Source organism: Geodermatophilus sp. SYSU D01180, from assembly GCF_054050415.1.
This window is the reverse complement of the sequence record NZ_JBJGZH010000008.1, coordinates 1-22,741: the sequence shown is the minus strand read 5'-3', so window position 1 is coordinate 22,741 and position 22,741 is coordinate 1. Positions and strand designations below refer to the sequence as shown.

General features: G+C 76.7%; 22 protein-coding genes and 1 tRNA gene. 10 read left to right on the top strand and 13 right to left on the bottom strand.

Annotated elements, in window-relative coordinates:
* Window positions 1–45 precede the first annotated feature (45 nt).
* Window positions 46–843: a bestrophin-like domain gene (locus tag ACI8AA_RS09405; protein ID WP_457044209.1), complete on the bottom strand. Its 798-nt coding sequence runs from the start codon at window positions 841–843 to the stop codon at window positions 46–48.
* Window positions 844–1,065: 222 nt separating this feature from the next.
* Between ACI8AA_RS09405 and ACI8AA_RS09400 the strand changes: the two genes are divergently transcribed.
* Window positions 1,066–1,518, top strand: coding sequence for an SRPBCC family protein (locus ACI8AA_RS09400; RefSeq protein ID WP_457044208.1), 453 nt, complete (start codon window positions 1,066–1,068; stop codon window positions 1,516–1,518).
* Between the two features lie 8 nt (window positions 1,519–1,526).
* On the opposite strand, the gene ACI8AA_RS09395 is transcribed toward ACI8AA_RS09400, so the two are convergent.
* The 3 genes from ACI8AA_RS09395 to ACI8AA_RS09385 all read right to left on the bottom strand — a co-directional run bounded on the left by ACI8AA_RS09395 (window position 1,527) and on the right by ACI8AA_RS09385 (window position 5,016).
* A complete protein-coding gene (locus ACI8AA_RS09395) occupies window positions 1,527–2,426 on the bottom strand; it encodes an alpha/beta fold hydrolase (RefSeq protein WP_457044207.1) in 900 nt (299 codons plus the stop codon).
* A 74-nt stretch (window positions 2,427–2,500) separates the two neighbouring features.
* Entirely contained in the window at window positions 2,501–2,908 is a 408-nt protein-coding gene (locus ACI8AA_RS09390; RefSeq protein WP_457044206.1) for a YkvA family protein, read from the bottom strand.
* Between the two features lie 26 nt (window positions 2,909–2,934).
* Window positions 2,935–5,016, bottom strand: coding sequence for a SpoIIE family protein phosphatase (locus ACI8AA_RS09385; protein ID WP_457044205.1), 2,082 nt, complete (start codon window positions 5,014–5,016; stop codon window positions 2,935–2,937).
* 147 nt (window positions 5,017–5,163) lie between these two features.
* On the opposite strand from ACI8AA_RS09385, the gene ACI8AA_RS09380 reads away from it, so the two are divergent.
* On the top strand, window positions 5,164–5,667 hold the full coding sequence (locus ACI8AA_RS09380; protein WP_457044204.1) for an SRPBCC family protein: 504 nt from the start codon (window positions 5,164–5,166) through the stop codon (window positions 5,665–5,667).
* On the opposite strand, the gene ACI8AA_RS09375 is transcribed toward ACI8AA_RS09380, so the two are convergent.
* Window positions 5,634–6,914, bottom strand: a complete 1,281-nt coding sequence (locus ACI8AA_RS09375; RefSeq protein WP_457044203.1) for an aminotransferase class I/II-fold pyridoxal phosphate-dependent enzyme — start codon at window positions 6,912–6,914, stop codon at window positions 5,634–5,636. The two genes, ACI8AA_RS09380 and ACI8AA_RS09375, sit on opposite strands and share 34 nt — an antisense overlap.
* Window positions 6,915–7,143: 229 nt before the next feature.
* On the opposite strand from ACI8AA_RS09375, the gene ACI8AA_RS09370 reads away from it, so the two are divergent.
* Window positions 7,144–7,638 (top strand): MarR family winged helix-turn-helix transcriptional regulator, encoded by a 495-nt coding sequence (locus tag ACI8AA_RS09370; RefSeq protein ID WP_457044202.1) that lies wholly within the window; start codon window positions 7,144–7,146, stop codon window positions 7,636–7,638.
* A gap of 266 nt (window positions 7,639–7,904) precedes the next feature.
* Window positions 7,905–8,306, top strand: a complete 402-nt coding sequence (locus tag ACI8AA_RS09365; RefSeq protein WP_457044201.1) for a VOC family protein — start codon at window positions 7,905–7,907, stop codon at window positions 8,304–8,306.
* A 4-nt stretch (window positions 8,307–8,310) separates the two neighbouring features.
* On the opposite strand, the gene ACI8AA_RS09360 is transcribed toward ACI8AA_RS09365, so the two are convergent.
* Genes ACI8AA_RS09360 through ACI8AA_RS09345 form a run of 4 tightly spaced genes read right to left on the bottom strand, consistent with a single transcriptional unit; the run spans window position 8,311 to window position 13,022 of the window.
* Window positions 8,311–9,831: a carboxyl transferase domain-containing protein gene (locus tag ACI8AA_RS09360; protein WP_457044200.1), complete on the bottom strand. Its 1,521-nt coding sequence runs from the start codon at window positions 9,829–9,831 to the stop codon at window positions 8,311–8,313.
* Complete coding sequence (locus ACI8AA_RS09355; RefSeq protein WP_457044199.1) at window positions 9,828–11,006, bottom strand: CaiB/BaiF CoA transferase family protein; 1,179 nt, start codon at window positions 11,004–11,006, stop codon at window positions 9,828–9,830. The genes ACI8AA_RS09360 and ACI8AA_RS09355 overlap by 4 nt, the downstream gene beginning before the upstream one ends.
* Before the next feature lie 21 nt (window positions 11,007–11,027).
* Window positions 11,028–12,386: an SLC13 family permease gene (locus tag ACI8AA_RS09350; RefSeq protein ID WP_457044198.1), complete on the bottom strand. Its 1,359-nt coding sequence runs from the start codon at window positions 12,384–12,386 to the stop codon at window positions 11,028–11,030.
* 42 nt (window positions 12,387–12,428) lie between these two features.
* Window positions 12,429–13,022 (bottom strand): 5-formyltetrahydrofolate cyclo-ligase, encoded by a 594-nt coding sequence (locus ACI8AA_RS09345; protein WP_457044197.1) that lies wholly within the window; start codon window positions 13,020–13,022, stop codon window positions 12,429–12,431.
* Between the two features lie 57 nt (window positions 13,023–13,079).
* On the opposite strand from ACI8AA_RS09345, the gene galU reads away from it, so the two are divergent.
* The 5 genes from galU (at window position 13,080) to ACI8AA_RS09320 (ending at window position 17,079) form a co-directional block, all read left to right on the top strand.
* Window positions 13,080–13,997, top strand: a complete 918-nt coding sequence (galU, locus tag ACI8AA_RS09340) for a UTP--glucose-1-phosphate uridylyltransferase GalU (protein WP_457044196.1) — start codon at window positions 13,080–13,082, stop codon at window positions 13,995–13,997.
* 31 nt (window positions 13,998–14,028) lie between these two features.
* Complete coding sequence (gene glp, locus ACI8AA_RS09335; protein ID WP_457044195.1) at window positions 14,029–15,423, top strand: molybdotransferase-like divisome protein Glp; 1,395 nt, start codon at window positions 14,029–14,031, stop codon at window positions 15,421–15,423.
* 10 nt (window positions 15,424–15,433) lie between these two features.
* A complete protein-coding gene (locus ACI8AA_RS09330; RefSeq protein ID WP_457044194.1) occupies window positions 15,434–16,042 on the top strand; it encodes a GNAT family N-acetyltransferase in 609 nt (202 codons plus the stop codon).
* Between the two features lie 177 nt (window positions 16,043–16,219).
* Window positions 16,220–16,933, top strand: a complete 714-nt coding sequence (sepX, locus tag ACI8AA_RS09325; protein WP_457044193.1) for a divisome protein SepX/GlpR — start codon at window positions 16,220–16,222, stop codon at window positions 16,931–16,933.
* Window positions 16,934–17,005: 72 nt separating this feature from the next.
* Window positions 17,006–17,079 (top strand) — tRNA-Ala (locus ACI8AA_RS09320).
* Between the two features lie 77 nt (window positions 17,080–17,156).
* On the opposite strand, the gene ACI8AA_RS09315 is transcribed toward ACI8AA_RS09320, so the two are convergent.
* Together ACI8AA_RS09315 and ACI8AA_RS09310 are read right to left on the bottom strand one after the other, a co-directional pair.
* Window positions 17,157–17,951 (bottom strand): ArsR/SmtB family transcription factor, encoded by a 795-nt coding sequence (locus ACI8AA_RS09315; protein ID WP_457044192.1) that lies wholly within the window; start codon window positions 17,949–17,951, stop codon window positions 17,157–17,159.
* Between the two features lie 195 nt (window positions 17,952–18,146).
* Window positions 18,147–19,679 carry a dolichyl-phosphate-mannose--protein mannosyltransferase gene (locus tag ACI8AA_RS09310; RefSeq protein ID WP_457044191.1) on the bottom strand — a complete coding sequence of 511 codons (1,533 nt, stop codon included), beginning with the start codon at window positions 19,677–19,679 and terminating at the stop codon, window positions 18,147–18,149.
* A gap of 54 nt (window positions 19,680–19,733) precedes the next feature.
* On the opposite strand from ACI8AA_RS09310, the gene rsmI reads away from it, so the two are divergent.
* Window positions 19,734–20,570 carry a 16S rRNA (cytidine(1402)-2'-O)-methyltransferase gene (rsmI, locus tag ACI8AA_RS09305; protein WP_457044190.1) on the top strand — a complete coding sequence of 279 codons (837 nt, stop codon included), beginning with the start codon at window positions 19,734–19,736 and terminating at the stop codon, window positions 20,568–20,570.
* Between the two features lie 74 nt (window positions 20,571–20,644).
* Here the strand turns inward: rsmI and ACI8AA_RS09300 are convergent, their stop codons facing one another.
* Complete coding sequence (locus ACI8AA_RS09300; protein ID WP_457044189.1) at window positions 20,645–21,517, bottom strand: endonuclease domain-containing protein; 873 nt, start codon at window positions 21,515–21,517, stop codon at window positions 20,645–20,647.
* Window positions 21,518–21,643: 126 nt separating this feature from the next.
* Window positions 21,644–22,738 (bottom strand): magnesium/cobalt transporter CorA, encoded by a 1,095-nt coding sequence (corA, locus tag ACI8AA_RS09295; protein ID WP_457044341.1) that lies wholly within the window; start codon window positions 22,736–22,738, stop codon window positions 21,644–21,646.
* Window positions 22,739–22,741: the final 3 nt, after the last annotated feature.

The window sequence follows — 22,741 nt, the reverse complement described above, 5'->3', positions numbered from 1 at the left end:
CCGAGGTCCGGCGCACACGGTGACCGCGGAGCCGGCGCGCGTCGGTTAGTCGCCGTCCGCCGGGCCGCCGAAGTCGTCGAGCACGCGCTCGAAGGCCGTGGGGTGCACGGCGACGTCGCCGGCGAACGGGAAGTTGAACCCGACCGCGACGAACAGGAGGACGCCGATGAGCACCGCGAGGCTGCCCACCATCACCAGGTGCAGCGCGGTGCGCTCCAGGCCGAACAGCAGCGCGAAGCCGACCGTGACGAGGGCGCCGACGACCAGGGCGATCCACAGGCTGGCGGGGATCCCGCTCTCGACGAAGTCGAGCCGCTGGCTGCGCAGGCTCACGAGCTCGTTCAGCTGGTCCACCTCCGCGCCGACGAACTCCTGCTGACCGGGCGTGGTGACGGGGGTGCCGGCGAGCACGTCCGCCATCTCCTGCAGGACCTCGCCCGCCTCGGGGTCCCCCGGGTGTCCGTCGGCCATGGCCGGCCACGAGTCCTCGACCACCTCGGTCGCGTACCGCAGGACCAGGTCCCGCATCTCCGCCTGCGACTCCGCGGGCAGGCCGACGCTGTCCCGGTAGAGGGTCCGCAGGGCGCTCGCCTCCTGGCCGACCACCTCCTCGGCCCGGGTGAAGCTCTCCCAGGCGACGATGACGACGAAGGCCAGCAGCACCGCGTAGATGACACCGACCACCGCGATGATGAAGCCGACGACGTCGTTGTGCTCGCCCCGTGCCAGGGCGGGCCAGCGGCGCCGGATCCCCACCTGGACGAGCAGGACCAGCGCGGGGAAGACCACCACCAGCCCGATGAAGACGAGCCATCCCGGGGCGGAGAGGATGCTCCGGACCATGCTGCCTCCCGGCGCTGCTGATCCCGGGCGCTCGGGATCGCGTCGTGGTCCAGGGCAGGGTCGCACTCCCCGCCGGGGGCGGGAACCCGATCCGGCCCGGCCCGCGGTCCCGTCCGCGGGCGCCGGTGGGCGCCGGCCCGCGGCGGGACGGACCGTCGGACCCCGGTGGCAGGGTGTCGGTGCCGCCACGGCGGCGGCAGCACGGCGAGGGGGCGGGGCGGCATGCGGGACGTGGAGGTCCGCCGGCACGTGGCGGCACCGGCGGAGCGGGTGTGGGCGGTGGTCACCGACCTCGCGGGGTCGCCGCAGGTCGTCCGGGGCATCGACGCGGTGGAGGTCCTCACGCCGGGGGAGTTCGGCGTCGGGACGCGGTGGCGGGAGACCCGCGCCATGCTGGGACGCTCGGCCACCGAGGAGATGACCGTGACCGCGGTGGAGCCGCAGCGGTCGTACACCACCGAGGCGGTGCGGCCGGGCGTCCGGTACCTGTCCACGGTCGCGGTGACGCCGGCCGGCGAAGGGGGCAGCGACCTGGCGATGACGTTCGGGGCCCGGCCGACGTCCACGGTCACGCGGGTCCTCGGGGCGCTCACCGGCCCCCTCGGCCGGCGCGCGGTGACCCGGGCGATCGAGGCGGACCTGGCCGACCTCGCCGCGGCGGCCGAGCGGTCCTGACGCCCCGGTCAGCGGCCGACGAAGCGGAGGACGGCGTCGGCCACGACCGCGGGGGCGTCCTCGTGCACCAGGTGGGAGGCGCCCGGCACGACGACCTGCTCGGCGGACGGCAGCAGGTCGGCGAGCCAGTCGGCGAGCGCCCGCGTGACCGCCGGGCTGCGCTCGCCGGTGAGCAGCAGGGCCGGCGCGCGCACGGTGCGCAGCTGCGCCTCGGTCACCGGCGGGAAGCCCGCGCGGAACTCGGCCTGCAGCGTGTCCGCGCTCTCCCGCATCTGCTGCCGGCGCTCCGGGCCCATCGCCGCCAGTGCCTGCCGACCGAGCACCCCGCGGGCGAAGAGCTCCAGCGCCCGCGCGGGGTCGCCGCGCCGGTAGGCCCAGGCCATCGGGGCGGACGTGCGCAGCCCGAACCCGAGCACCGCGAGCGTCGCACGCGGCCGGCGGCGCAGCGCGCGCGCCAGGTCGGCCGGCCGCGGCCGGGGTCCCGGGCCGAGCACCAGCGGCAGCAGCGGCGGCTCCTCCAGGACCAGGCCGCGGACGACGTCCGGGTGCTCCAGCGCGGTGAGCAGGCAGACGTACGCGCCCCACGAGTTGCCGACCAGGTGCGCCGGCGCGGCGTCCAGCGCCCGCAGCAGCGCCACCAGGTCCGTGACGTGCACCGGCATCGGGTCCGGCGCGCCGGCGGAGACCGGTGCGTTGGGGCGGGCGAAGCGGCGGCTGTAGGCGACCACCCGGCACCGCGCGCCGAGCGGCCCGAGCTGGGCGGACCAGGTGCGCAGGTCGCCGAGCCCGCCGTGCACGAGGACCACCGGCTCGCCGGCGCCTGCCTCCCGGTAGGCCAGCGAGGCCCCGTCGACCGTCACGTGCCGCAGCGTCCCGAACCCGCTGCCCGGCTCCTGGATCACGGCCATGCCCGCTCCTCGGTCCCGCGGGCACACCAGCGTCCTCGCGGGCCGGCCCGGGAGGCAACCGGCGCGGCCGCGGCTCAGCCGGGCAGGCGCGCCACCCGGCGCAGCGCGGCCAGGCCGGCGTCCGTGCCGGGCCAGTGCCGGGCGACCGCGCCGGCGCCGGCGCGGCGGACCACCGAGCGCAGCACGAGGGCCACGGCGACCGCGTCGTCGGCGTACCCGATCACCGGGACGACGTCGGGCACCAGGTCCAGCGGCAGCGCCAGGTAGCCCAGCAGCAGCCACAGCCGCACGCGGACCCCGCGCGGCAGCGAGCGGTCGGCGGCCAGCCGGCGGACCAGCCGGAGCACGTCGGGCAGCAGCCGCACCAACTCCCGCGCCCGCAGGTCGTCGGGCCGGGCCGCCCAGAGCGCCGCGACCAGTGCCAGCCAGCACAGCAGCAGGCCCCCGACGATCCCGGCCACCGTCCACGCCCACCCGGGCACCGCGTCCTCCTCGCGCCGGCGCGACGCTACGTCGCGGGCTGCGGCTCCACCACCTCGGCCGGGAGCGAGGTCCTCGGCGTCACCACGGCCGCGGTCGGCTGCAGCCGCAGGCACAGGAGCACGACGTCGTCGTGCAGCAGCTGCCCGCCGGTGAGCTCGGCCACCACCGCGTCGCACCACGTCTGGAGGTGGGCGCCGTCGAGCCGGGCGGCGACCGCCGCCAGGCGGGCGAGGCCGGTGTCGAGGTCGGCGTCACGCCGCTCGACGAGCCCGTCGGAGTACCAGACCAGCGTCGAGCCGGGCGGGACCTCGACCTCGTCCTCCGCGCGGGGCCCGCTGGCGGCCGACAGCGGCCGCGACCGCCCGCCGGTGAGGTACCGGGCGTCGCGGCCGGTGACCAGCAGCGGGGGCGGGTGGCCCGCGCAGGCGTAGCGCAGCCGGCAGGTGACGGGGTCGTACTCGCCGTAGCCGATGGTGGTGAGCGCCGCGCCGGGGATGGCCGCCGACGCCCGGTCCAGCGCCTCGAGGACCGCGGCGGGCCCGTCGTGCGGCGCGGCGGCCAGCACGCTCAGCGCCGAGTGCAGCCGCCCCATCGCGGCGGCGGCCCGCAGGTCGTGGCCGACGACGTCGCCGACGGCGAACCCGACCCGCCCGAAGGGCAGCGGGAAGGCGTCGTACCAGTCACCGCCGATGTCGTGCTGCTGGTCGGCCGGGCGGTAGCAGCCGGCGAGCGCCGCGCCGGGCAGCTCGGCAGGGACGGCCGGGAGGAAGGCGCGCTGGAGCTGGTGGGCGGCGTCCCGCTCCTCCTCGTACAGCCGGGCCCGGTGCAGCGCGGGGCCCATGAGCTCGGCCAGCGTGCGCGCCGTGGCCTCGACGTCGTCGTCGGCCTCGTCGTCGGCGAACCGGACGGCGAGGGCCCCGAACGTCGTGCCGGCGACCCGGGCGGGCAGCGCCAACCCGGCCGGGGAGCGGGTCCGGACGGCGGCGCCGCGGCGGGCGGCGGTCGCCAGCGGGGAGGGGTCGGCCAGCGGCAGCCCGCTCTCCCCGTCCCCGTCCGTGGACCACACGCGCAGCCGGCCGCCGTCCCGGTCGACCACGCCGACCGCGCCCGAGTGGGCGAGCAGCGCGATGCCGGAGCGGACCAGCACCGCGGCGATCGCGTCGGTGGTCGCGGCGGTCGCCAGGCCCGCGGTCACCTGCTGCAGCGCCTCCACCCGGTGCCGCGCGGCGGCCTCCCGGCGGGACACCGACCGCGCCCGGTCGCGCTCGCCGATCTCCACGGCCAGCAGCCAGGCGCTCAGGACCGCCACGGCGATGAACGCCTGCAGGGCGGCGGCCTCCACCTGCGGGGTGTCGTGGAACGAGGCCCACGGTCCGCGCCCGACCACGGTCAGGAGGTTGGCGGTGACCGCGAGCACGAGGCCGGCCTCGGTGACGAGGGCGACCCCGTACCGGACGGCCAGCCAGGTGAGCCAGGGGATGGTCAGCCAGGCCACCGGGACGCCGACCGGCCAGAAGACGGCCGCGGTCACGACGGCGGTCAGGAGCAGCAGCGCCGCCCGCCGGGCCGCGGCCGGCCCGCCCCGGCCCAGCCGCCAGGTCAGCACGGCCCCGCCCACGGTCAGCGCGCCGAGCCCGTCGCCGGCCCAGAACGGGACGAGGCCGTCGAGCACGGCGGGGCCCTGCGACAGGTGGATCGTCAGCGAGCCGACCAGCCCGCCGACCAGCGGGCCGGCGAGCACGCCGCAGAGCAGGAAGGCGGTCAGGTCGCGGCGGCGGCCCAGGTCGGGGACCGGCGCGAACCGGCGCAGCAGGAGGGCGCCGACGAGCGGCTCGGCGGTGTTGGCCAGGGCGAACCCCCAGGAGGCCACCGGGCCGATGCCCATGGCCCGGTCGATCACCACCTCGACCAGCGCGGCCGTGGCCAGGACCCAGGGCCACCGGCGCCGGTCGCTGAGCACCAGGGCGGAGAGGGTGACCCCGGCCGGCAGGAACAGGACGGCGCCGGTGCTCGACGCCTCGAACAGCAGGAACGAGGTGAGGGAGCCGGCGGTGTACCCCGCAGCGACGGCGAGGACGAGCCGCCAGGGCACGGACAGGCGCGTCATCCCGGCCTCCGACCAGTGGAGGGGCCCCGCGCGCCTGTTTCGACGGAGGCTGCCTCGTGCACGACCCTGGCAGGTGCGGGGCCGGAGCGGTAGGGGTGATCGTCGCGGCTCTGGTCCGCGGACGCCGGCCGGTGCACCATCCCGCGGGTGAGCCTGCGCATCCCGCCGTCGGTGTCGGTCGAGGTCGAGGTCGGGGCGCCGCCGGAGGCGGTGTGGGCGGTGCTCGCCGACCCGACCCGGGTGGGGGAGTGGAGCGGCGAGTGCGTCCGGGCGGCCTGGCTGCCCGGCTCCTCGGCGGTGGTCCCGGGCGCGCGCTTCCGCGGCTGGAACCGGTCGGGCTGGTCGTGCTGGGCTCGGGTCTGCGAGGTGACCGAGGTGGACCCCGGGCGGGTGCCGGCCTGGCGGACCGTGCCCACGGGGCCCTACCGCGACCGGACGCACTGGCGGGTCACCTTCGCGCCGGCCGGCACCGGCACCCGGATCGGGCAGCGCTACGACCTCACCGGCATGCCGGCGGCGGCGGAGCGGGTCGCGGCGCTGCTGCTGCCCGCGCACCGCGACCGCACCGCCGGCCTGCGGGCCGACCTCGAGCGCCTCGGCCGGGTGGCGGGCGCGGGTCAGGCGACGGCGAGCTCCCCGCCGAGCTCCTGACCCGCCGTCCCGGCGTCCCGGGTGGAGCGGACGGCGGCGGCCACCGAGCCCGCCGCGGCCTGCAGCTGCTCGGCGGTGTGCGTGGCCATCACCGACAGCCGCAGCACCCCCCTGCCGCGCGGCACGGCGGGGTAGGCGACGGCGTTGCAGTACACCCCGGCCTCGTAGGCGGCCCGCCACGCGGCGGCGGTCGCCTCCTCGCTGCCGGTCGGGACCGCGACGACCGCGCCGCTGCCGGGCAGCGGCGGGGTGCCGGCGACGGAGAGCTCGACGCGCAGCCGGGCGCCGTTCTCCCGCAGCCGGTCCTGGCGCCCGGGCTCCTCGCGGAGGATGCGCAGCGCGGCCAGCGCCGCGCCGACGCCGGCCGGCTCGTTGGCGGCGCTGAACACGTAGGGCATGGCGCTGGCGCGGATGCCGTCGGCCACCGCCTTCGACGTCAGCACCGCCCCGCCCACGCTGGCCAGCGACTTGCTGAACGCCAGCGTCACCGCGTCGACCCGGTCCAGGACGCCGCAGTGCTCGGCCGCGCCGCGGCCGTGCTCGCCGAGGACGCCGAGGCCGTGCGCCTCGTCGACCACCAGGCGCGCGCCGTGCGCGGCGCACAGCTCGGCGAGGCCGGCCAGTGGCGCGGTCTCGCCGGTCATCGAGTAGACGCCGTCGACGACGACGACCGCGCCGGCCTGCGGGTCGAGCCGGTCCAGCCGCCGGGCCAGCGACTCGAGGTCGTTGTGCCGGAACCGGACCACGGTGCCGCGGCTGGCGGCTGCCCCGGCGTGCACGCTGGCGTGGGCGTGCGCGTCGACCAGCAGCGCGTCGCCGGGACCGCAGGCGGTGGACAGCAGCGCGACGTTGGCGTTGACCCCCGAGGAGGTCAGCACGGCCGCCTCGACGCCGTAGTGGTCGGCGAGCTCCTCCTCCAGCTGCAGGTGCAGCCGCGTGGTGCCGTTGAGGACGCGGCTGCCCGAGGTGCTCGTGCCGAACCGGCGGACCGCGGCCACGGCGGCCTCGACGACCCGCGGGTCACCGGCCAGGCCGAGGTAGTTGTTGCTGCCCAGGTTCACCCGCGGGACGCCGTCGTCGTAGACGGTGACCGGCTCCGGGGCGCCCGCCGTCGGGACGCCGTGGGTGCCCACCCCGGCGCGGTCGTGCTCGCGCAGCAGCGCGGCGAGGGGGTTGCCGAGCAGGGGGGCGAAGGCGTCGCGCCGCCCGGTCGCGCGGGTCGGGGCGGGCTTCTCGCCGTGGGGCACGAGGTCTCCGTTCAGGTGGTGCAGTTCAGGAACCGGCCGGTCCGCCGGTCGCAGCACACCCTCGGTGGCCGGTGACGCTCGGTCAACGGTGCATCGGCTCACAGTCCGGGCGGGTGACACCCTTCCCCCAGGCGGGCGTCACGCGGTGGTCGGCCGCTCAGAGTGCGTACCACCGGATCCGGTGGCGGGCGGCTCATCCGGGTGACGACGCGCCGGTACCGTCGCCGCCGTGACCGCGCGCTGGCTCGACGACACGCAGCAACGGGCCTGGCGCGCCTGGCTCACCCTCGCCGAGCTGCTCCCGCGCGAGCTCGACGCCCAGCTCCAGCGCGACGCCGGCCTCTCGCACGCCGCCTACGTCGTGCTGGCGATGCTGTCCGAGGCGCCCGGCCGCAGCCGGCGGATGAGCGACCTCGCCCGGCGGGCCAACCAGTCGCAGAGCCGGCTCTCGCACACCGTGGCGCGGCTGGAGGACCGCGGCTGGGTCCGCCGCGAGCGCTCGCCCGAGGACGGCCGCGGCAACGTCGCCGTGCTCACCGACGCCGGCTGGGACCTCGTCCGCAGCGTCGCGCCCGGGCACGTGGACGCCGTCCGGGGCGCGCTGTTCGACCCGCTCACCGCCGAGCAGACGGAGCTGCTGCGCGAGGTGCTCGAGACCGTCGTCGAGCACCTGGACCCCGACCGCTCCCGCCGGGTGCCGCACGGCGGGGACGCGACCGGCTGAGGCGCGGGAAGCCGGGCCGGTCCCGGCGGCGACCGCGGCCCTCCCCCACCGGGCACGTGCCGGACGCCCTCACGGTCCGCCGAGGGGGCGTCCCGCGTGTGGTCACCGCGCACCTGCGGGGGAGTCGCCGCCTGCGACGTGCTCCGCACCGCGACCTCCCCGCAGTTGCCGGGCGGACGCGGCCAGGCGGGACTCGCGCCCGCGATCCACCCACAGGGGCCGCTGGTCCCTGTCGGGACCGGCCGGGCGCGACTAGCTTGCGCGCCATGGGAGCGCGCCTGGCCGCCTACCTCAGCTACCGCGACGCACCGGCCGCCCTGGCGTGGATGGCGGCGCTCGGCTTCACCGTGGTCCGGCGGGCCGACGCCGACGACGGCACCGTGGCGCACGCGGAGGTCCGCTGCGACGACGTCGTCCTGATGGTCGCCAGTGACGACGCCGGCTACGTGCGCCCGCCGCTGCTCGGCCGGTCCACCGGGTCGGGGCTGTACCTGGTGCTCGACGACGCCGCCGACGTCGACGACCGCTTCGCCCGGGGCGTCGCCGCCGGCGCGACGCCGGTCATCGCCCCGGAGGACACCGAGTGGGGCACCCGGCGGGCGCGGCTGGTCGACCCCGGCGGCCAGGAGTGGAGCTTCGGCACCTACGCCCCGGGCGTCGCCTGGTAGGTCCTCAGCGGCCCAGCCGGCGGTAGCGGTGCAGGCGGCTGCGGTGCCGCTCGGCGTCGTCGCGGCCGAGCAGCCCGGCCAGCTCCTCGCCGAGCACCCGGCCCAGCCGGCGGCAGAACCCGACCGGCTCGTCGGCGGCGTCGGGCCGCTCGGGCACCACGCGGTCGACGATCCCGGCCCGCCACAGGTCGGTCGCCCGCACGCCCTGCGCGGCGGCCATCTCCGGCGCCCGGTCGACGGTGCGGTGCACGATCGCCGCGGCACCCTCCGGCGGCAGCGGGCCCAGCCAGCCGTTGGCCGCGGCGAGCACCCGGTCGGCCGGCGCCAGCGCCAGCGCGCCGCCGCCGGTGCCCTGGCCGAGCAGCACCGCGAGCGTCGGCGCCCGGAGCGTCACCAGGTCCTCCAGGCAGCGGGCGATCTCCGCGGCCAGCCCGCCCTCCTCGGCCTCCACCGAGAGTGCCGCGCCCGGGGTGTCGATGAGCGTCACCAGCGGCAGGTGCAGCTCGGCGGCCAGCCGCATGCCGCGCCGGGCCTCGCGCAGCGCCGCCGGGCCCAGCGGCGCCGACAGCGACTGCCCGCGCCGGTCCTGCCCGAGGACGACGCACGGCGCGCCGCCGAAGCGGGCCAGCGCCAGCAGCAGGCCGGGGTCCTTCTCGCCGGCGCCGGTGCCCGAGAGCCCGACGACGTCGGTGGCCGCCGTCCGCAGCAGCCGCCGCACGCCCGGCCGGTCGGGCCGCCGGGACGCGGTGACGACGTCCCACGCGCTGCGGCCGTCCTCCGGGTCGTCGTCCTCGGTGCCGTCCTCCGGCGTCGGGCGCTCGGCGTCGCGGACGTCGGCGTGCCAGGTGCGCCGGGCCGACAGCACCGACAGCGCCCGGTCGGCGAGGTCCGCGACGTCCTCGTGCGGCACGACGGCGTCGATGAGGCCGCGCTCGGCGAGGTGGTCGGCGGTCTGCACGCCGGGCGGGAACGGCTCGCCGTAGAGCGCCTCGTACACCCGCGGGCCGAGGAAGCCCACCGCCGCACCGGGCTCGGCGATGGTCACGTGCCCCAGCGACCCCCACGAGGCGAGCACCCCGCCGAACGTGGGGTCGCGCAGGTAGACCAGGTAGGGCAGGCCCGCGGCCTTGTGCCGGGCGATCGCCGCGGTGATGCCGACCATCTGCAGGAAGGCGACCGTGCCCTCCTGCATCCGGGTGCCGCCGGACACCGGCGCGGCCAGCAGCGGCAGGCCCTCCTCGGTGGCCCGCTCGATCCCGGCGACCAGCCGCTCGGCGGTGGCCACCCCGATCGAGCCGGCGAGGAAGCCGAACTCCCCGGCGACGACGGCCACCCGCCGGCCGCGCAGCCGGCCCTCGCCGGTGACCACGGCCTCGTCCTGGCGGCTGCGCTCGGCCGCGGCGCGCAGCTCGGCGGCGTACCGCGGGTCGACGTCGCGGGGGCCGATCGGCGCGTCCCAGCTCCGCCAGGAGCCGGGGTCGAGGACCAGGTCGCGCAGGCTGCGGGCGTCCAGCCGACGGCTCACTGCGCCAGCCAGGCGCGGACCGCCTCGTCCGACCCGCCGAGCACCGGGGGAGCGGCGTGGTCGCGGCGGGTCGTCTCGGTCTCGCCGTCGGGACCGGCGGCGAAGAACCGCAGCGGCGGGCCGGGCAGCTGCAGCCGGCCGAGGGTGGCGTGCTCGACGTCGACCAGCAGGCCTTGCGAGAGCGTCTGCTCCCAGCCGTAGACCTCGTCGATCGTGCGCACCTTGCCCGCCGGGACGCCCGCGGCGGCCAGCCGGGCGAGCAGCGTCTCGGCGTCGACGTCGGCGAAGGCCCGCTCGAGCAGCTCGATGACCTGCTGCCGGTTGCCCACCCGCTCGCCGTTGGTGGCCAGGCCCGGCGCCTCCGGGTCCAGGTCGAACTCGGCGCACAGCCGCCGCCACAGCGACTCCGACCCGCAGGACAGCTGCACGCTGCCGCCCTTGCAGTGGAACAGGCCGTACGGGGCGATCGAGGGGTGGTGGTTGCCCTGCGCGCGGCCGACCTGACCGCCCACCGTCCACGCCGTCCCCTGGAAGGCGTGCACGCCGACGACGGCGGCCAGCAGCGAGGTGCGCACGACCTGGCCGCGGCCGGTCCGCTCGCGCTCGTGCAGCGCGGCGAGCACGCCGTAGGCGCCGTACATGCCGGCCAGCAGGTCGCCGATCGGGACGCCGACGCGCTGCGGGTCGTCCGGGCCGGGGCCGGTCAGCGACATCAGCCCGGCCTCGCCCTGCGCGATCTGGTCGTAGCCGGCGCGGCCGCCTTCCGGGCCGTCGTGGCCGAAGCCGGAGATGGACAGGGTGACCAGCCGCGGGTTGAGCTCGGCCAGCACGGCGGTGCCGAAGCCGAGGCGCTCGAGCGTGCCGGGGCGGAAGTTCTCCATCAGCACGTCGGCCCGGCGGACCAGCTCGCGCAGCAGCTCCTTGTCGCCCTCGTCCTTGAGGTCGAGGGTGATCGACTCCTTGTTGCGGTTGGCCGAGAGGAAGTACGTCGACTCCCGGTCGCCGGCCTCGGGCTGCACGAACGGCGGCCCCCAGCCGCGGGTGTCGTCCCCGCCGCCGGGGTTCTCCACCTTGATCACCCGGGCGCCGAGGTCGCCGAGCATCATCGCGGCGTGCGGCCCGGCCAGCGCGCGGGTCAGGTCGACGACGAGCACGCCGTCCAGTGGTCCGGTCACGGGGCCTCTCCCTGTCGGGGTCTAGAACCAGCCGGGGACGACGACGAACACCAGCCAGGCCAGCAGCGGTCCGGCGGCCACGACGATCCCGGCGTAGACGAGCATCTGCTTGTAGAACCGGTCCCGGTCCACCCCCTGCGCGTTGGCGAGGACCAGCGCGCCGTTGGTCGAGAAGGGGCTGACGTCGACGATCGTCGACGACACGGACAGGGCCACCACCACCCCGACGGCGCCGATGTCCCCGCTCTGCAGGAACGGCACCGCCAGCGCGATGGCGACGCCGATGATCGCGGTCGACGACGCGAACGCCGACACCACCCCACCGATGTAGCAGAGCAGCAGCGCGATCAGCAGCGGGGCGCCCAGGCCGATGACCGCCTCGCCGATGTAGTCGATCGTGCCCGCCTCCTGCAGCACGAAGACGTAGCTGAGCACCCCGGCGATCAGTAGCACCGTGGACCAGCTGATCTGGCTGACCGCGTTCTTGTGCCGGGCGGCGGCGAACACCGCGAGCACGGTGGCCACGGTGATCGACACGAAGCCGATGTCGAGGTCGAACACCAGCGCGAGGACGGCCACGGCGGCCAGCCCGACCAGGGTGAGGACCTGGTCGAGGGTCACCCGCTGGGGCGCCGTCCCGCCGTCGCCGGTGCCGCCGCCGGGGCCGCCGGTGTCGTCGGGCCCGACGGCGGGACCGGGCGGGGCGCCGTGCCCGGTCACCACGGGCTCCTCCGCGGGCACGGCGCGCGCGGGGGCCGCGACCGGCACCCGGCGGCCCAGCAGCTGCCGGCCGCCGAACACGAGGAAGAGGACCACGCCGATGGCCAGGTTGAAGAACAGGCTGCCCAGGAAGACCGCCACCGGGCTGGAGGGCAGCCCCTCGGCGTCGACGATCTCGTTGACCGTGACGCCGTAGACGCTGATCGGCGAGAACCCGCCGCCCTGCGCGCCGTGGACGACCATCATCCCCATCAGCAGCGGGTGGATGTCGTAGCGCGCGGCGAAGCCCAGCGCGATCGGCGCGACGATCGCCACCGCGGCGGGGGAGAGGGCGCCGATCGCCGTCAGCAGCGCGGTGACGGCGAACATGATCCACGGGATCGCCGCGACGTAGCCGCCGACCAGCCGCACCGCGGACCGGACCAGCAGGTCGACCGTGCCGTTGTTCTGCGCGATCGCGAACAGGTAGGTGACGCCGATCAGCGTGACGACCAGCTCCGCCGGGAACCCGGTGAGGATGTCGTCGGTGGTCAGGCCCACCGACAGCGTCCCCACGAGGAAGGCGGCCGTGAACGCCAGGGCGCCCATGTTGATCGGCAGGAACGTGGCGATCGCGAAGATGACGACGAGCGCCAGGATCGTGACGATCTCCGGGGACACGGGAACTCCTCGACGTCGGCGCTGACGGACGCGCCCACCGTGTCACCTACCGGCCGGTATCTCCTGCCAGCCGCCGGAGGGGGTGACGACGGCGGTCACCGGGCGGTCGTGGTCGAAGGCCGGCAGCCGGTCGACCAGCTCGTCGTCGAAGACCAGCGCCGCGACCACCGCGCCGGGGCGGACGTGCTCCAGCGCGCGGTCGTAGTACCCGCCGCCCCGGCCCAGCCGCACGCCGGTGCGGTCCACCGCCAGGGCCGGGACGACGACCACCTCCGCCGTCCCCAGCGCCGTCGGCCCCAGTCGCGGGCCCACCGGCTCCAGCAGCCCGAAGCGGCCCGACGCCAGCCGGCCGGTGTCGACCGCCCAGCGCAGCTCGGCGCCGCTGTCCGGGACCACCGGCAGGAGCACCCGGGTCCCGAGCTGGGTGAACGCCGCAGGCAGCCGCCCGTGGCCGGGCTCGGTCTCGTCGGGCACGAAGGCGGCGAGCAGTCGGACCCCGGCCAGGCGCTGCAGGAGCGCCGCGGCGACCGCGGCGGCGGCGGCGGCGCGCTCGGCGGGGGGACGGGCCCGGCGGCGGGCGACGACCGCCTCGCGCAGCGCTGCCTTGGCCGCGTCGCCGTCCTGCGCGGAGGTCACCCGCGAAGGCTAGTGGCGGGAGACCCGGCCGCGACGGGCTGGATAGGCTCCCACCCCATGTCGACCCCGACGCCGCGTCCGGCGCGCAAGGCCGTCATCCCCGTCGCGGGGATGGGGACCAGGTTCCTCCCCGCCACCAAGGCGGTGCCCAAGGAGCTGCTGCCCGTGGTCGACCGGCCGGCGCTGCAGTACATCGTCGAGGAGGCCGCCCGGGCCGGCCTCGCCGAGGTGCTCATGGTCACCGGCCGCAACAAGGCGGCGATCGAGGACTACTTCGACCGCACCCCCGAGCTCGAGACCGCCCTGGAGAAGAAGGGCGACGCCGACCGGCTGGCCGCCGTCCACGAGTCCACCGAGGTCGCCCAGGTGCACTTCGTCCGGCAGGGCGAGGCGCGCGGGCTGGGCCACGCGGTGCTGCAGGCGGCCGCCTTCGTCGGCGACGAGCCGTTCGCCGTCCTGCTCGGCGACGACCTGATCGACGCCCGCGACCACCTGCTGGAGCAGATGCTCGCCGTCCAGGCCGAGCACGGCGGGTCGGTGATCGCCCTGCTCGACGTCGGCCGGGAGAACATCGACAAGTACGGCGCGGTCGCGGTCGAGCCCGGCTCGTCCGACGGCGTGGTGACCGTGACCGGCCTGGTGGAGAAGCCGCCGGTCGACGAGGCGCCGAGCAGCCTGGCGATCATCGGCCGCTACGTGCTCGCCCCCGAGGTGTTCGGGGTGCTGCGCGAGACCGCACCCGGCCGCGGCGGGGAGATCCAGCTGACCGACGCGCTGGCCACGCTGGTCGAGCGCGGCGAGCCGCTGCACGGCGTGGTCTTCGACGGCCGCCGCTACGACACCGGCGACAAGCTCGACTACCTCAAGGCGGTCATCCGGCTGGCCGCCGAGCGGGAGGACCTCGGGCCCGCGCTGCGCTCCTGGCTGACCGAGTTCGTCGCCGACCTGCCCGCCGAGGGCGCGTCGCAGGCCTGACCCGCTCCCCGCAGGGGGGACGATCGCAGCGATGAGCGAGAACGGCACGCCCGGGGCGCGGGACACCACGGCGCTGGACCTCCGCAGCGGGGCCACCCTCGACCCCCCGACGGCGCCGCGGCTGGCGGTGCACACCACCGCCGCGATCGGCCCCGACGCGCCGCTCCCGGCCCCGCCGGCGGCCGCCGAGCCCGAGGCGCCGGTGCTGCGCACGGTCGAGACGCACCTGGACGAGATCCTCGCCGCGGTGCCGCAGCCGGAGCCGATCGAGCTCGCCGTCCTCGACGCCCAGGGCCTGCTCTGCGCCGAGGAGGTGGTCAGCGCCCGCGCGCTGCCCGCCTTCGACCAGGCCGCGCTCGACGGCTACGCCGTCCGGGCCGAGGACGTCGCCGCCGCCACCCCGGACGCGCCGGTCGAGCTGGCCGTGGTGGGAGAGACCGTGGCCGGTGCCGCGGGCCCGACCGCGCTCGCGCCCGGGCTGGCGCAGAAGGTGACCGCCGGCGCGATGCTGCCCACCGGCGCCGACGTCGTCGTCCCGGCTGTGTGGACCGACCGCGGGCTGGTCCGGGTGCAGGTGCACGGCGCGCCGGAGGCCGGCAGCTACGTCCGGCGGGCCGGCGACGACGTCTCGCCCGGCACCGTCGCCGTCCGCACCGGCACCCCGATCGGCCCGGCGCAGATCAGCCTGCTCGCCGCCGTCGGGCGCGACCGGGTGCACGTGCGGCCCCGGCCGCGGGTCGCCGTCCTGTCCGCCGGCAGCGAGCTGGTCGACATCACCGCCCAGCCCGCGCCCGGCCAGGTGGTCGACGTCAACACCTACGCCCTGGCCGCGGCCGCCCGCGACGCCGGCGCGGCCGCCTACCGCTGGGGGATCCTGCCCACCGACCGGCGCCGGTTGACCGAGGTGCTCGAGAGCCAGCTGCTGCGCAGCGACCTGGTGCTCATCGCCGGCACCTTCGCCGAGGAGGGCGACCTGGTGCAGGAGGTCCTCGCGGAGCTGGGCCCCATGCGCTTCCGTCAGGTGACGATGCACCCGGGACCGGTGCAGGGCTTCGGCCGGCTCGGCCGGGACGAGGTGCCGGTCATCTGCGTGCCGGGCGAGCCGGTGGCCGCGCTGGTGTCCTTCGAGGTCTTCGTGCGCCCGGCGATCCGCTCGATGCTGGGCAAGCGGCAATTGTTCCGCCGCACCGTGCAGGCGATCTCCGCCGAGCGGCTGGTCTCCCCGCTGGGCTACCGGCAGTACCTGCACGGCCAGGTCATGCGCCACCCCGACGGCGGCTACGTCGTCGAGCCGCTCGGCGACGGCGACGAGGCGATGCTCGCCCGGATGGCGAGGGCCAACTGCCTGGTCGTCGTCGACGAGGACGTCACCGAGGTCGCCGAGGGCGGGCTCGTGACGGTCATGCCCCTGCTGCTGGGCGGCTGAGCTGGACCCGGTGCAGCACCCGGGCTGGCCCGCCCGCCTGGCCCACGGCCCGGTCGAGCTCCACCCGCTCCGCCGCGGCGACGCCGCCGAGTGGAGCCGGCTGCGGCTGGCCAACGAGTCCTGGCTGCGGCCGTGGGAGCCCTCGGCCGGGGGGGCCTGGTCGGTGCGGCACACGCCGGCGGCCTACCGCGCGATGCGCCGCTCGGTCGCCCGCCGCGCCCGGGCCGGGGCGGCACTGCCGTTCGCCGTCCGGGTGGACGGGCGGCTGGCCGGGCAGGTCACCGTGGACAACATCGTGCGCGGCGCGCTGCGGTCGGGGTCGCTGGGCTACTGGATCGACCGGGAGGTGGCCGGGCGGGGCATGGCCTCGCTCGCGGTGGCGCTGGTCTGCGACCACGCGTTCGGACCCGGCGGGCTGCACCGGCTGCAGGCCGACATCCGCCCGGAGAACGGGCCGAGCCGGCGGCTGGTCGAGCGGCTGGGGTTCCGCGGCGAGGGGCTGCTGCGCCGGTACCTCGACATCGACGGCGACTGGCGCGACCACCTCGCCTACGCGCTGCTGGCCGAGGACGTGCCGCAGGGCGTGCTCGGCCTCTGGGCCGCCCGCGTACCCCGCTGACGGGTCTCTATCACGTTCACGCTTCGTGAGCAGTCGACTACGTGTCGACGCGCCGCTTGGCAAACCCCTTCCGTCACACGACTCATCGCGCGACACGCCCAGGAACCTCCCTCTAGCTGGGGATTCGCGTGCATAACCTGCCGCGGCAAGTGACTCGTGTGACGGGTGGTGTTCTCGATGGGGTCAGGCGTGCTTCTCGCCGCGCTGGTCGTGCTGTGGTTCGTCGTGCTGGTGCCGATGGTGGTGACGCGCGGCGACTCCCCGGCGACCCGCGCGGAGGTCACCCGGGGCCGGACGCTGCAGCGCCGGCGCGTGGGTGACCCGGTCCGCTCGGCGGAGACCGAGCGCGTCGCGGTGGACCGCGAGCTGCTGCGGCAGACCGGCGAGCTGCGGATCGACGTGCACGCCGTCCGGCGGCGCACGCTGGCCGGGCTGCTGGCACTGACGCTGCTGGCGCTGGCCGGCGCACTGACCCTCACCCCGTGGCTGTGGGTGGCCCAGGGGGTGCTCGACGTCGCGCTGGTCGGCTACCTGGTGGTGCTGCGGGCCGCCGCGCGCCGGGAGCGGGCCGCCGCCCGCCGGGCCGCCCGCGCCGCCGCCCGCTCGACCGCCCGGCCGGCCGCCCGCCCCGCGCCGCAGCCGGCGCCCCGGGTGGCCGAGCCGCTGGTCGCCGAGCCGGTGCTCGCCGACGACGAGCCGGTGCACCCGACCGTCGGCCTGCCGCACCCGAGCCTGCCGCTCGCGCCGGTGCACCCGCTGCGCCCGGCCCGCGTGGTGGCCGCCCGTCCGGTGCCGGCCGGCTGGCAGGACAGCGCCGTCGTCGGCCTGGACGACGACGACATCGGCTTCGCCGACATCGACCTGTACCAGCCGCGCGTGGTCAACGGCTGAACCGGCGACACCCGGGTGCCACCCCGCTGGTGGCACCCGGGGGCGCGGGCGGTAGTCTTGGGCCCGCAGTCAGGGGCTGTAGCGCAGTCCGGTAGCGCACCTCGTTCGCATCGAGGGGGTCAGGGGTTCAAATCCCCTCAGCTCCACCCAGACCGCACCACTGCCGACGCCGTCGGGGCCACCCGCCCCGGCGGCGTCCGCCGTTCCGGGACCCGTACGCCGGTCAGGCGGGGGTCGGCGCCATCTCCCACGGCGCCTCGGGCAGCACCTCGCCGGTCTCCAGCAGCGACTTGAGGTTGGCGCACACGGCGGGCCAGCCCTGCGACACCTGACCCAGCTCGGTCTCGCCGGCCAGGTTCTCGTGCGTCACCGTCAACCGGACGATGCCGCCGTGCTCCTCGACGAGGAACGTCACGACCGAGTCCCCGCCCGGGGGCTCCACCCCGTCGGCCTCCCCGAAGGTCATCACCAGGCGCCGCGGCGGGTCGGTCTCGAGCACCCGGCCGCCGGCGTCGGCGGCCCCCGACCCGTCGGTGCGCCGGTGCTCCCAGCGCGAGCCGGGCCGCCAGTCCGAGACGTTCGCGTGGCCCCAGAAGCGGGCCGTGAGGTCGGCGTCGGTCAGCGCGTGCCAGACCTGCGCGGCCGAGGCGCGGATGTACGTGACGTAGACGTAGCTCGGGACCCGCTCGCTCATGGCGTGCTCCTCTGCTGCGGTGCGGATGGCGGACAGCGCCTGCAGGCGCGGCCGGTCGAACGCCGCGATCCACCGCCGCTCGATCTCGGCGATCGGGACCGGGTTGAGGAGGTGCAGCCGCTCCCGGCCGCGGCGGACCGGGGTGACCAGCCCCGCGGCGACGAGGACGTCGAGGTGCTGCGTGGCCGACTGGCGCGCCATGCCGGTGCCCGCGCACAGCTCGCCGAGCGTCTGACCGTCGCGCTCGCGCAGGCGGTCCAGCAGGAGCCGCCGGGTGCGGTCGGCCAGCGCCTTGAAGACGGCGTCCTCGCCTCCGGGCTGCACGTCGTCGATCGTGCAGGCATCTACCTGCATGTGTCAACGCGCAGACCCGGGGGACGCGACGGCCCCGGGCTCGGAGGGCGCTCAGGCGCGGGCGCGCCCCGCGGTGACCTCGCTGTCGACGAGCCGGTCGTCGACGGTCGGGGCGCTCACGCAATCAGTTGCGCGCCCCAACTGTCTACCGCGGCGACGGGCCCCTCAGAACCAGGACGGGAACCACATGCGCAGCAGCCAGTCGGCGTGCGACAGCGGGCGCCCGGCGAGCACCGGGTAGAAGAAGACGAAGGTGCCGGCCACCACGGCGACGTAGCCGCTGACCGCGGCCAGGCCGGCGCTGCGCCGCCACTCGGGGGCGCCCGGGCGGCCGAGGACGTCCTGCAGCACCAGGGTCACGGCCAGCACGAAGAACGGCAGCACCGGCGCCATGTAGAAGACGAACATCGTGCGCTCGGGGTTGAGGAACCAGGTGCCCCAGCCGGCGGCGACCGTGACGGCCACCAGCAGCGCGGCCGGGTCGCGGCGGGCGACGATCCGCCAGGCGGTCCAGGCCAGCGCGGGCGCGAACGCCAGCCACAGCGTCGGCGTCCCGACCATGAGGATGTAGCGGACCACCTGGTCGCCCGCGGCGTCGGTGAGCCCCTGCGGGTTCCACAGCAGGATCGGCCGGCCGTTCACCAGCCAGGTCCAGGGCCCCGACTCCCACGGGTGCGGCGTGGACAGGCCGTTGTGGAAGGTCCACCACTCGGCGTGCATGTGCCACCAGGAGCGCAGCGCGTCGGGGACCCACGGGAACGCCGTCTCCGGGTTGCGCTGCGCCCACCAGCGTCCCTGCGCCGTCTCGCCGAGGAACCACCCGGCGAAGCTCGCGACGTAGGTGAGCACCGGGACGGCGGCCAGCGCCCAGGTGGCGCCGGGCAGGCCGCGGCGCAGCGCCGTCGCCGTCGGCCTCGGGACCCCGGCCTCCCGCCACGCCTGCCGGTCCCACCACAGCGACAGCACGGCGCAGAACGCCAGGAACCAGATGCCGCTCCACTTGACCGAGCAGGCGCAGCCGAACAGCAGGCCGGCGGCGATCCGCCAGCCCCGCGGGCCGAGGCGGGACCCGGTGGCGGGGACCGGGAGCGAGCCCGCGACCCGGGCGCGCACCCGGTCCCGGTCGGCCACCAGGCAGGCGACGGCGGCCAGCACGAACAGCTGCAGGAAGACGTCGAGCAGGCCGATCCGGGAGACGGTGAACGCGAAGCCGTCCAGCGCCAGCAGCAGCCCGGCGACCAGGCCGAGCAGCGTGGAGCCGGTCAGCCGCCGGGCCAGCCGGGTGAGCAGGACGACGGCGAGCGCGCCCGCCACCGCCGAGGGGAACCGCCAGCCCAGGCTCGTGTAGCCGAACACCTGCTCACCGGCGGCGATCAGCCACTTGCCCAGCGGCGGGTGGACGATGAACGTGTAGCCGCGGTTGTACTCGTGGCCCCAGACCAGCAGGTCGTGCGCCTCGGGCGGGTAGTAGGCCTCGTCGAACAGCAGCGTGTCGGGGTAGCTGATGCCGACCAGCCGGCTCACCAGCGCCGCGACGCCGAGCACCGCGGCCAGGACCCAGGACAGCAGCCGGTCGCCGGGCAGCGGCGGGATCCGGTCCACCCGCGGGCGGGGCACCGGCCAGCGGCGCGGGGGACGGGCGGGGACGTCGTCCGGCGGGTCCCCGGCGCCCGTGCGCTCGGGAGCCAGGACCGCCATGCGCCTCAGGGTATGTGGGAGGACCGTGCGCCCCGGCGTGACAGGCTCGTCGTCGTGACCGGACGGCTCGTGCTCGGTGGTGCGCCCCTCGGCCAGCCCGGCGACGTCGGCCCGCGGCTGCGGCGCGTCATGGCCGAGGCCGACGTGCTCGCCGTCGAGGACACCCGCCGGCTGCACCGGCTGGCCACCGACCTCGAGGTCACGCTCACCGGGCGGGTGGTCACCTTCCACGAGTCGGTCGAGCGGGCGCGGCTGCCCGGGCTGATGGCGGCGCTCACCGACGGCGCGACGGTCCTGCTGCTCACCGACGCCGGCATGCCCTCGGTATCCGACCCCGGCTACACGCTGGTGCGGGCGGCGATCGACGCCGGCGTCGAGGTCACCTCGGTGCCCGGGCCGTCCGCGGTGACGACGGCGCTGGCGGTCTCGGGGCTGCCGGTCGACCGGTTCTGCTTCGAGGGGTTCCTGCCGCGCAAGGCGGGGGAGCGGCGGTCCCGGCTGGCCTCGCTCGCCGACGAGCGCCGCACGATGGTCTTCTTCGAGTCGCCGCACCGGCTGGCCGAGGCGCTCGCCGACTGCGCGGCCGCGTTCGGGGACTCCCGGGAGGCCGCGGTGTGCCGGGAGCTGACCAAGACGCACGAGGAGGTCCGGCGCGGGCCGCTGTCCGCGCTGGCGTCGTGGGCGGCCGACGGCGTGCGCGGGGAGATCACCCTCGTCGTCGCGGGGGCGGTGCCCGAGCCGGTGTCGCTGTCGGCCGTCGAGCTGGCCGCGCTCGTGGCGGGGGAGGAGGCCGCGGGCGCCACCCGCAAGGACGCCATCCGCGCCGTCGTCACCCGCACCGGCCTGCCCCGCCGCACCGTCTACGACGCCGTCGTCGCCGCCAAACCCTGAGGGCCGCGGACCCGTTGCGCTGAGAGACACCCATCCCGCGCCCGGATGCGTGCTGGAGGGCGCAGTCCAGGCCCTCAGGCAGCCAGCGCCGCCGCGATCCGGGCGATGAGCTCGGCAGGCCGGTGCAGGTCCGCAGCCGTGACGAACACGACGCGCCAGCCGGCCGCCTGGAGCCGGTTCAGCCGCTGCCGGTCGCGGGCGAACTGGCCCGGCTCGGCGTGCCAGAGCCCGTCGTACTCGACCGCCACCCGCCGATCCGGCCAGGCGAAGTCGACCCGTGCGACGAACCCGCCCGACGCGTCGGTCACCCGGTACTGGGCCACCGGCGCGGGGAGGGCGCCGCGGAGGAGGAGCCGCAGGCGGGTCTCCTGCGGTGACTCGGCCAGCCCGTCGGCCAGCCCGGCCACCGCCCTCGCACGTCGGCACCCCGGGCCCCGCGCGTCCGTGGCGAGTCTGCGGACGCCGGCGAGGTCCGCGCGGCCGGACACGACGAGCTGGTCGACGGCCGCCACGGCGCGGTCCCGCGGGAGGACCGAGGCCAGGCGGAGCGCGGTCGCCTCGGGAGTCGTCACGCGCAGCCCGAGGCGGCGGGTCACGTCGGCCGGCCGGATGACGGCCCGCCGTGCCGCCACGCCCGCGAGCCGGACCTGGTGGGTGCCCGGCCGCAGCGTCACCTCGACGTCGTCCCCTGCGCCGGCCAGGTCGAGACCCCACAGGACCGCTGCACTCCGCCCGGTGACGACGGCGGACGGGAGGAGCAGCGCCGCGGCCCGGGCGCGGAGTTCGTGCGTCGACGGGACGTCGCGGTGGACGTAGACGTCCTGCAGCACCCGCCGCCAGGTGGCCCCACCCAGCTGCCGGCGGGTCAGCGCCCCGGAGGCGACCGCACTCGACCCGCGGAACACACCCGCGCGCAGGTGGTCGGGGACGGCGGGCGCGGGCGGCACCCGGGCACCGTGCCCGACCGCCGGGTGTGGCTGCTGCGGCTGTCCACAGGCTCCGCCGGTTGCGCGCCGGACCACGGAACCCAGGCCGGGGTCAGGTGCTCCTCCGCGCAACCGCGCGCGACCGGGTCAGAGCCAGCCGTTGCGCTTGAAGCCGCGGTAGAGGAGGGAGCAGGTGACGAGGATGACCACCCAGACCATCGCGTAGCCCCAGCGCCACTGCAGCTCGGGCATGTGCTCGAAGTTCATCCCGTAGATCCCGGCGATCGCCGTCGGCACCGCGACGATCGCCGCCCACGCCGAGATCTTGCGCATGTCCTCGTTGTCGGCCATCGACGTGCGCGCGAGCGAGGCCTGCAGGATCGACGACAGCAGCTCGTCGAGCCCGGCCACCTGGTCGCGCACCCGGATCGCGTGGTCGAGGACGTCGCGGAAGTAGGACCGCATCGGGGGCGGCACCGAGTCGACCTGGCGCTCGGCCAGCTTCTGCAGCGGCACCTCCAGCGGCCCGACCGCCCGCCGCAGCGACATCAGCTCGCGCTTCAGCTGGTACAGCCGGCCGATGTCGTCGGTGCGGTCGGGGCTGAACACCGACGCCTCGAGCTCGTCGACGTCGTCCTGCACCTGCTCGGCGACGTCGACGAAGGTGTCGACGACGTGGTCGGCCACCGCGTACAGCACCGCCGACGGGCCCAGGCACAGCAGGTCGCGCTGCTCCTCCAGCCGGTGCCGCAGCTCGGTCAGGTCGTTGTGGTCGCCGTGCCGCACGGTGATCACGTGGTGCGGGCCGAGGAACACCATGACCTCGCCGGTGTCGACCACCTCGCTGGTCGCGGTCAGCTGCTCGTGCTCCACGTACCGCGCCGTCTTGAGCACCATGAACAGGTCGTCGTCGTAGCGCTCGAGCTTGGGTCGCTGGTGGGCGTAGACGGCGTCCTCGACGGCGAGCGGGTGCAGCCCGTAGCGCTCGGCGATCGCGCCCAGCTCGGCCTCGGTCGGCTCGAACAGCCCCAGCCAGACGAAGCCGTCCCGCTCGACGGCGGTCTCCAGCGCCACCATCGGGTCCACCGGCGGCTCCCGGCGCCCCTCCACGTAGACGGCGCAGTCGACGATCGCGTCGACGCCCGCCGCCCGCGTCGTCGCCGGGGGGGGGGCCCCGGCCGGCCGCGGCCGGGGGGTCGGCACGCACCGCCCGGGCCGGGCGTCCGCCCCCTGGTCGGTCACCGG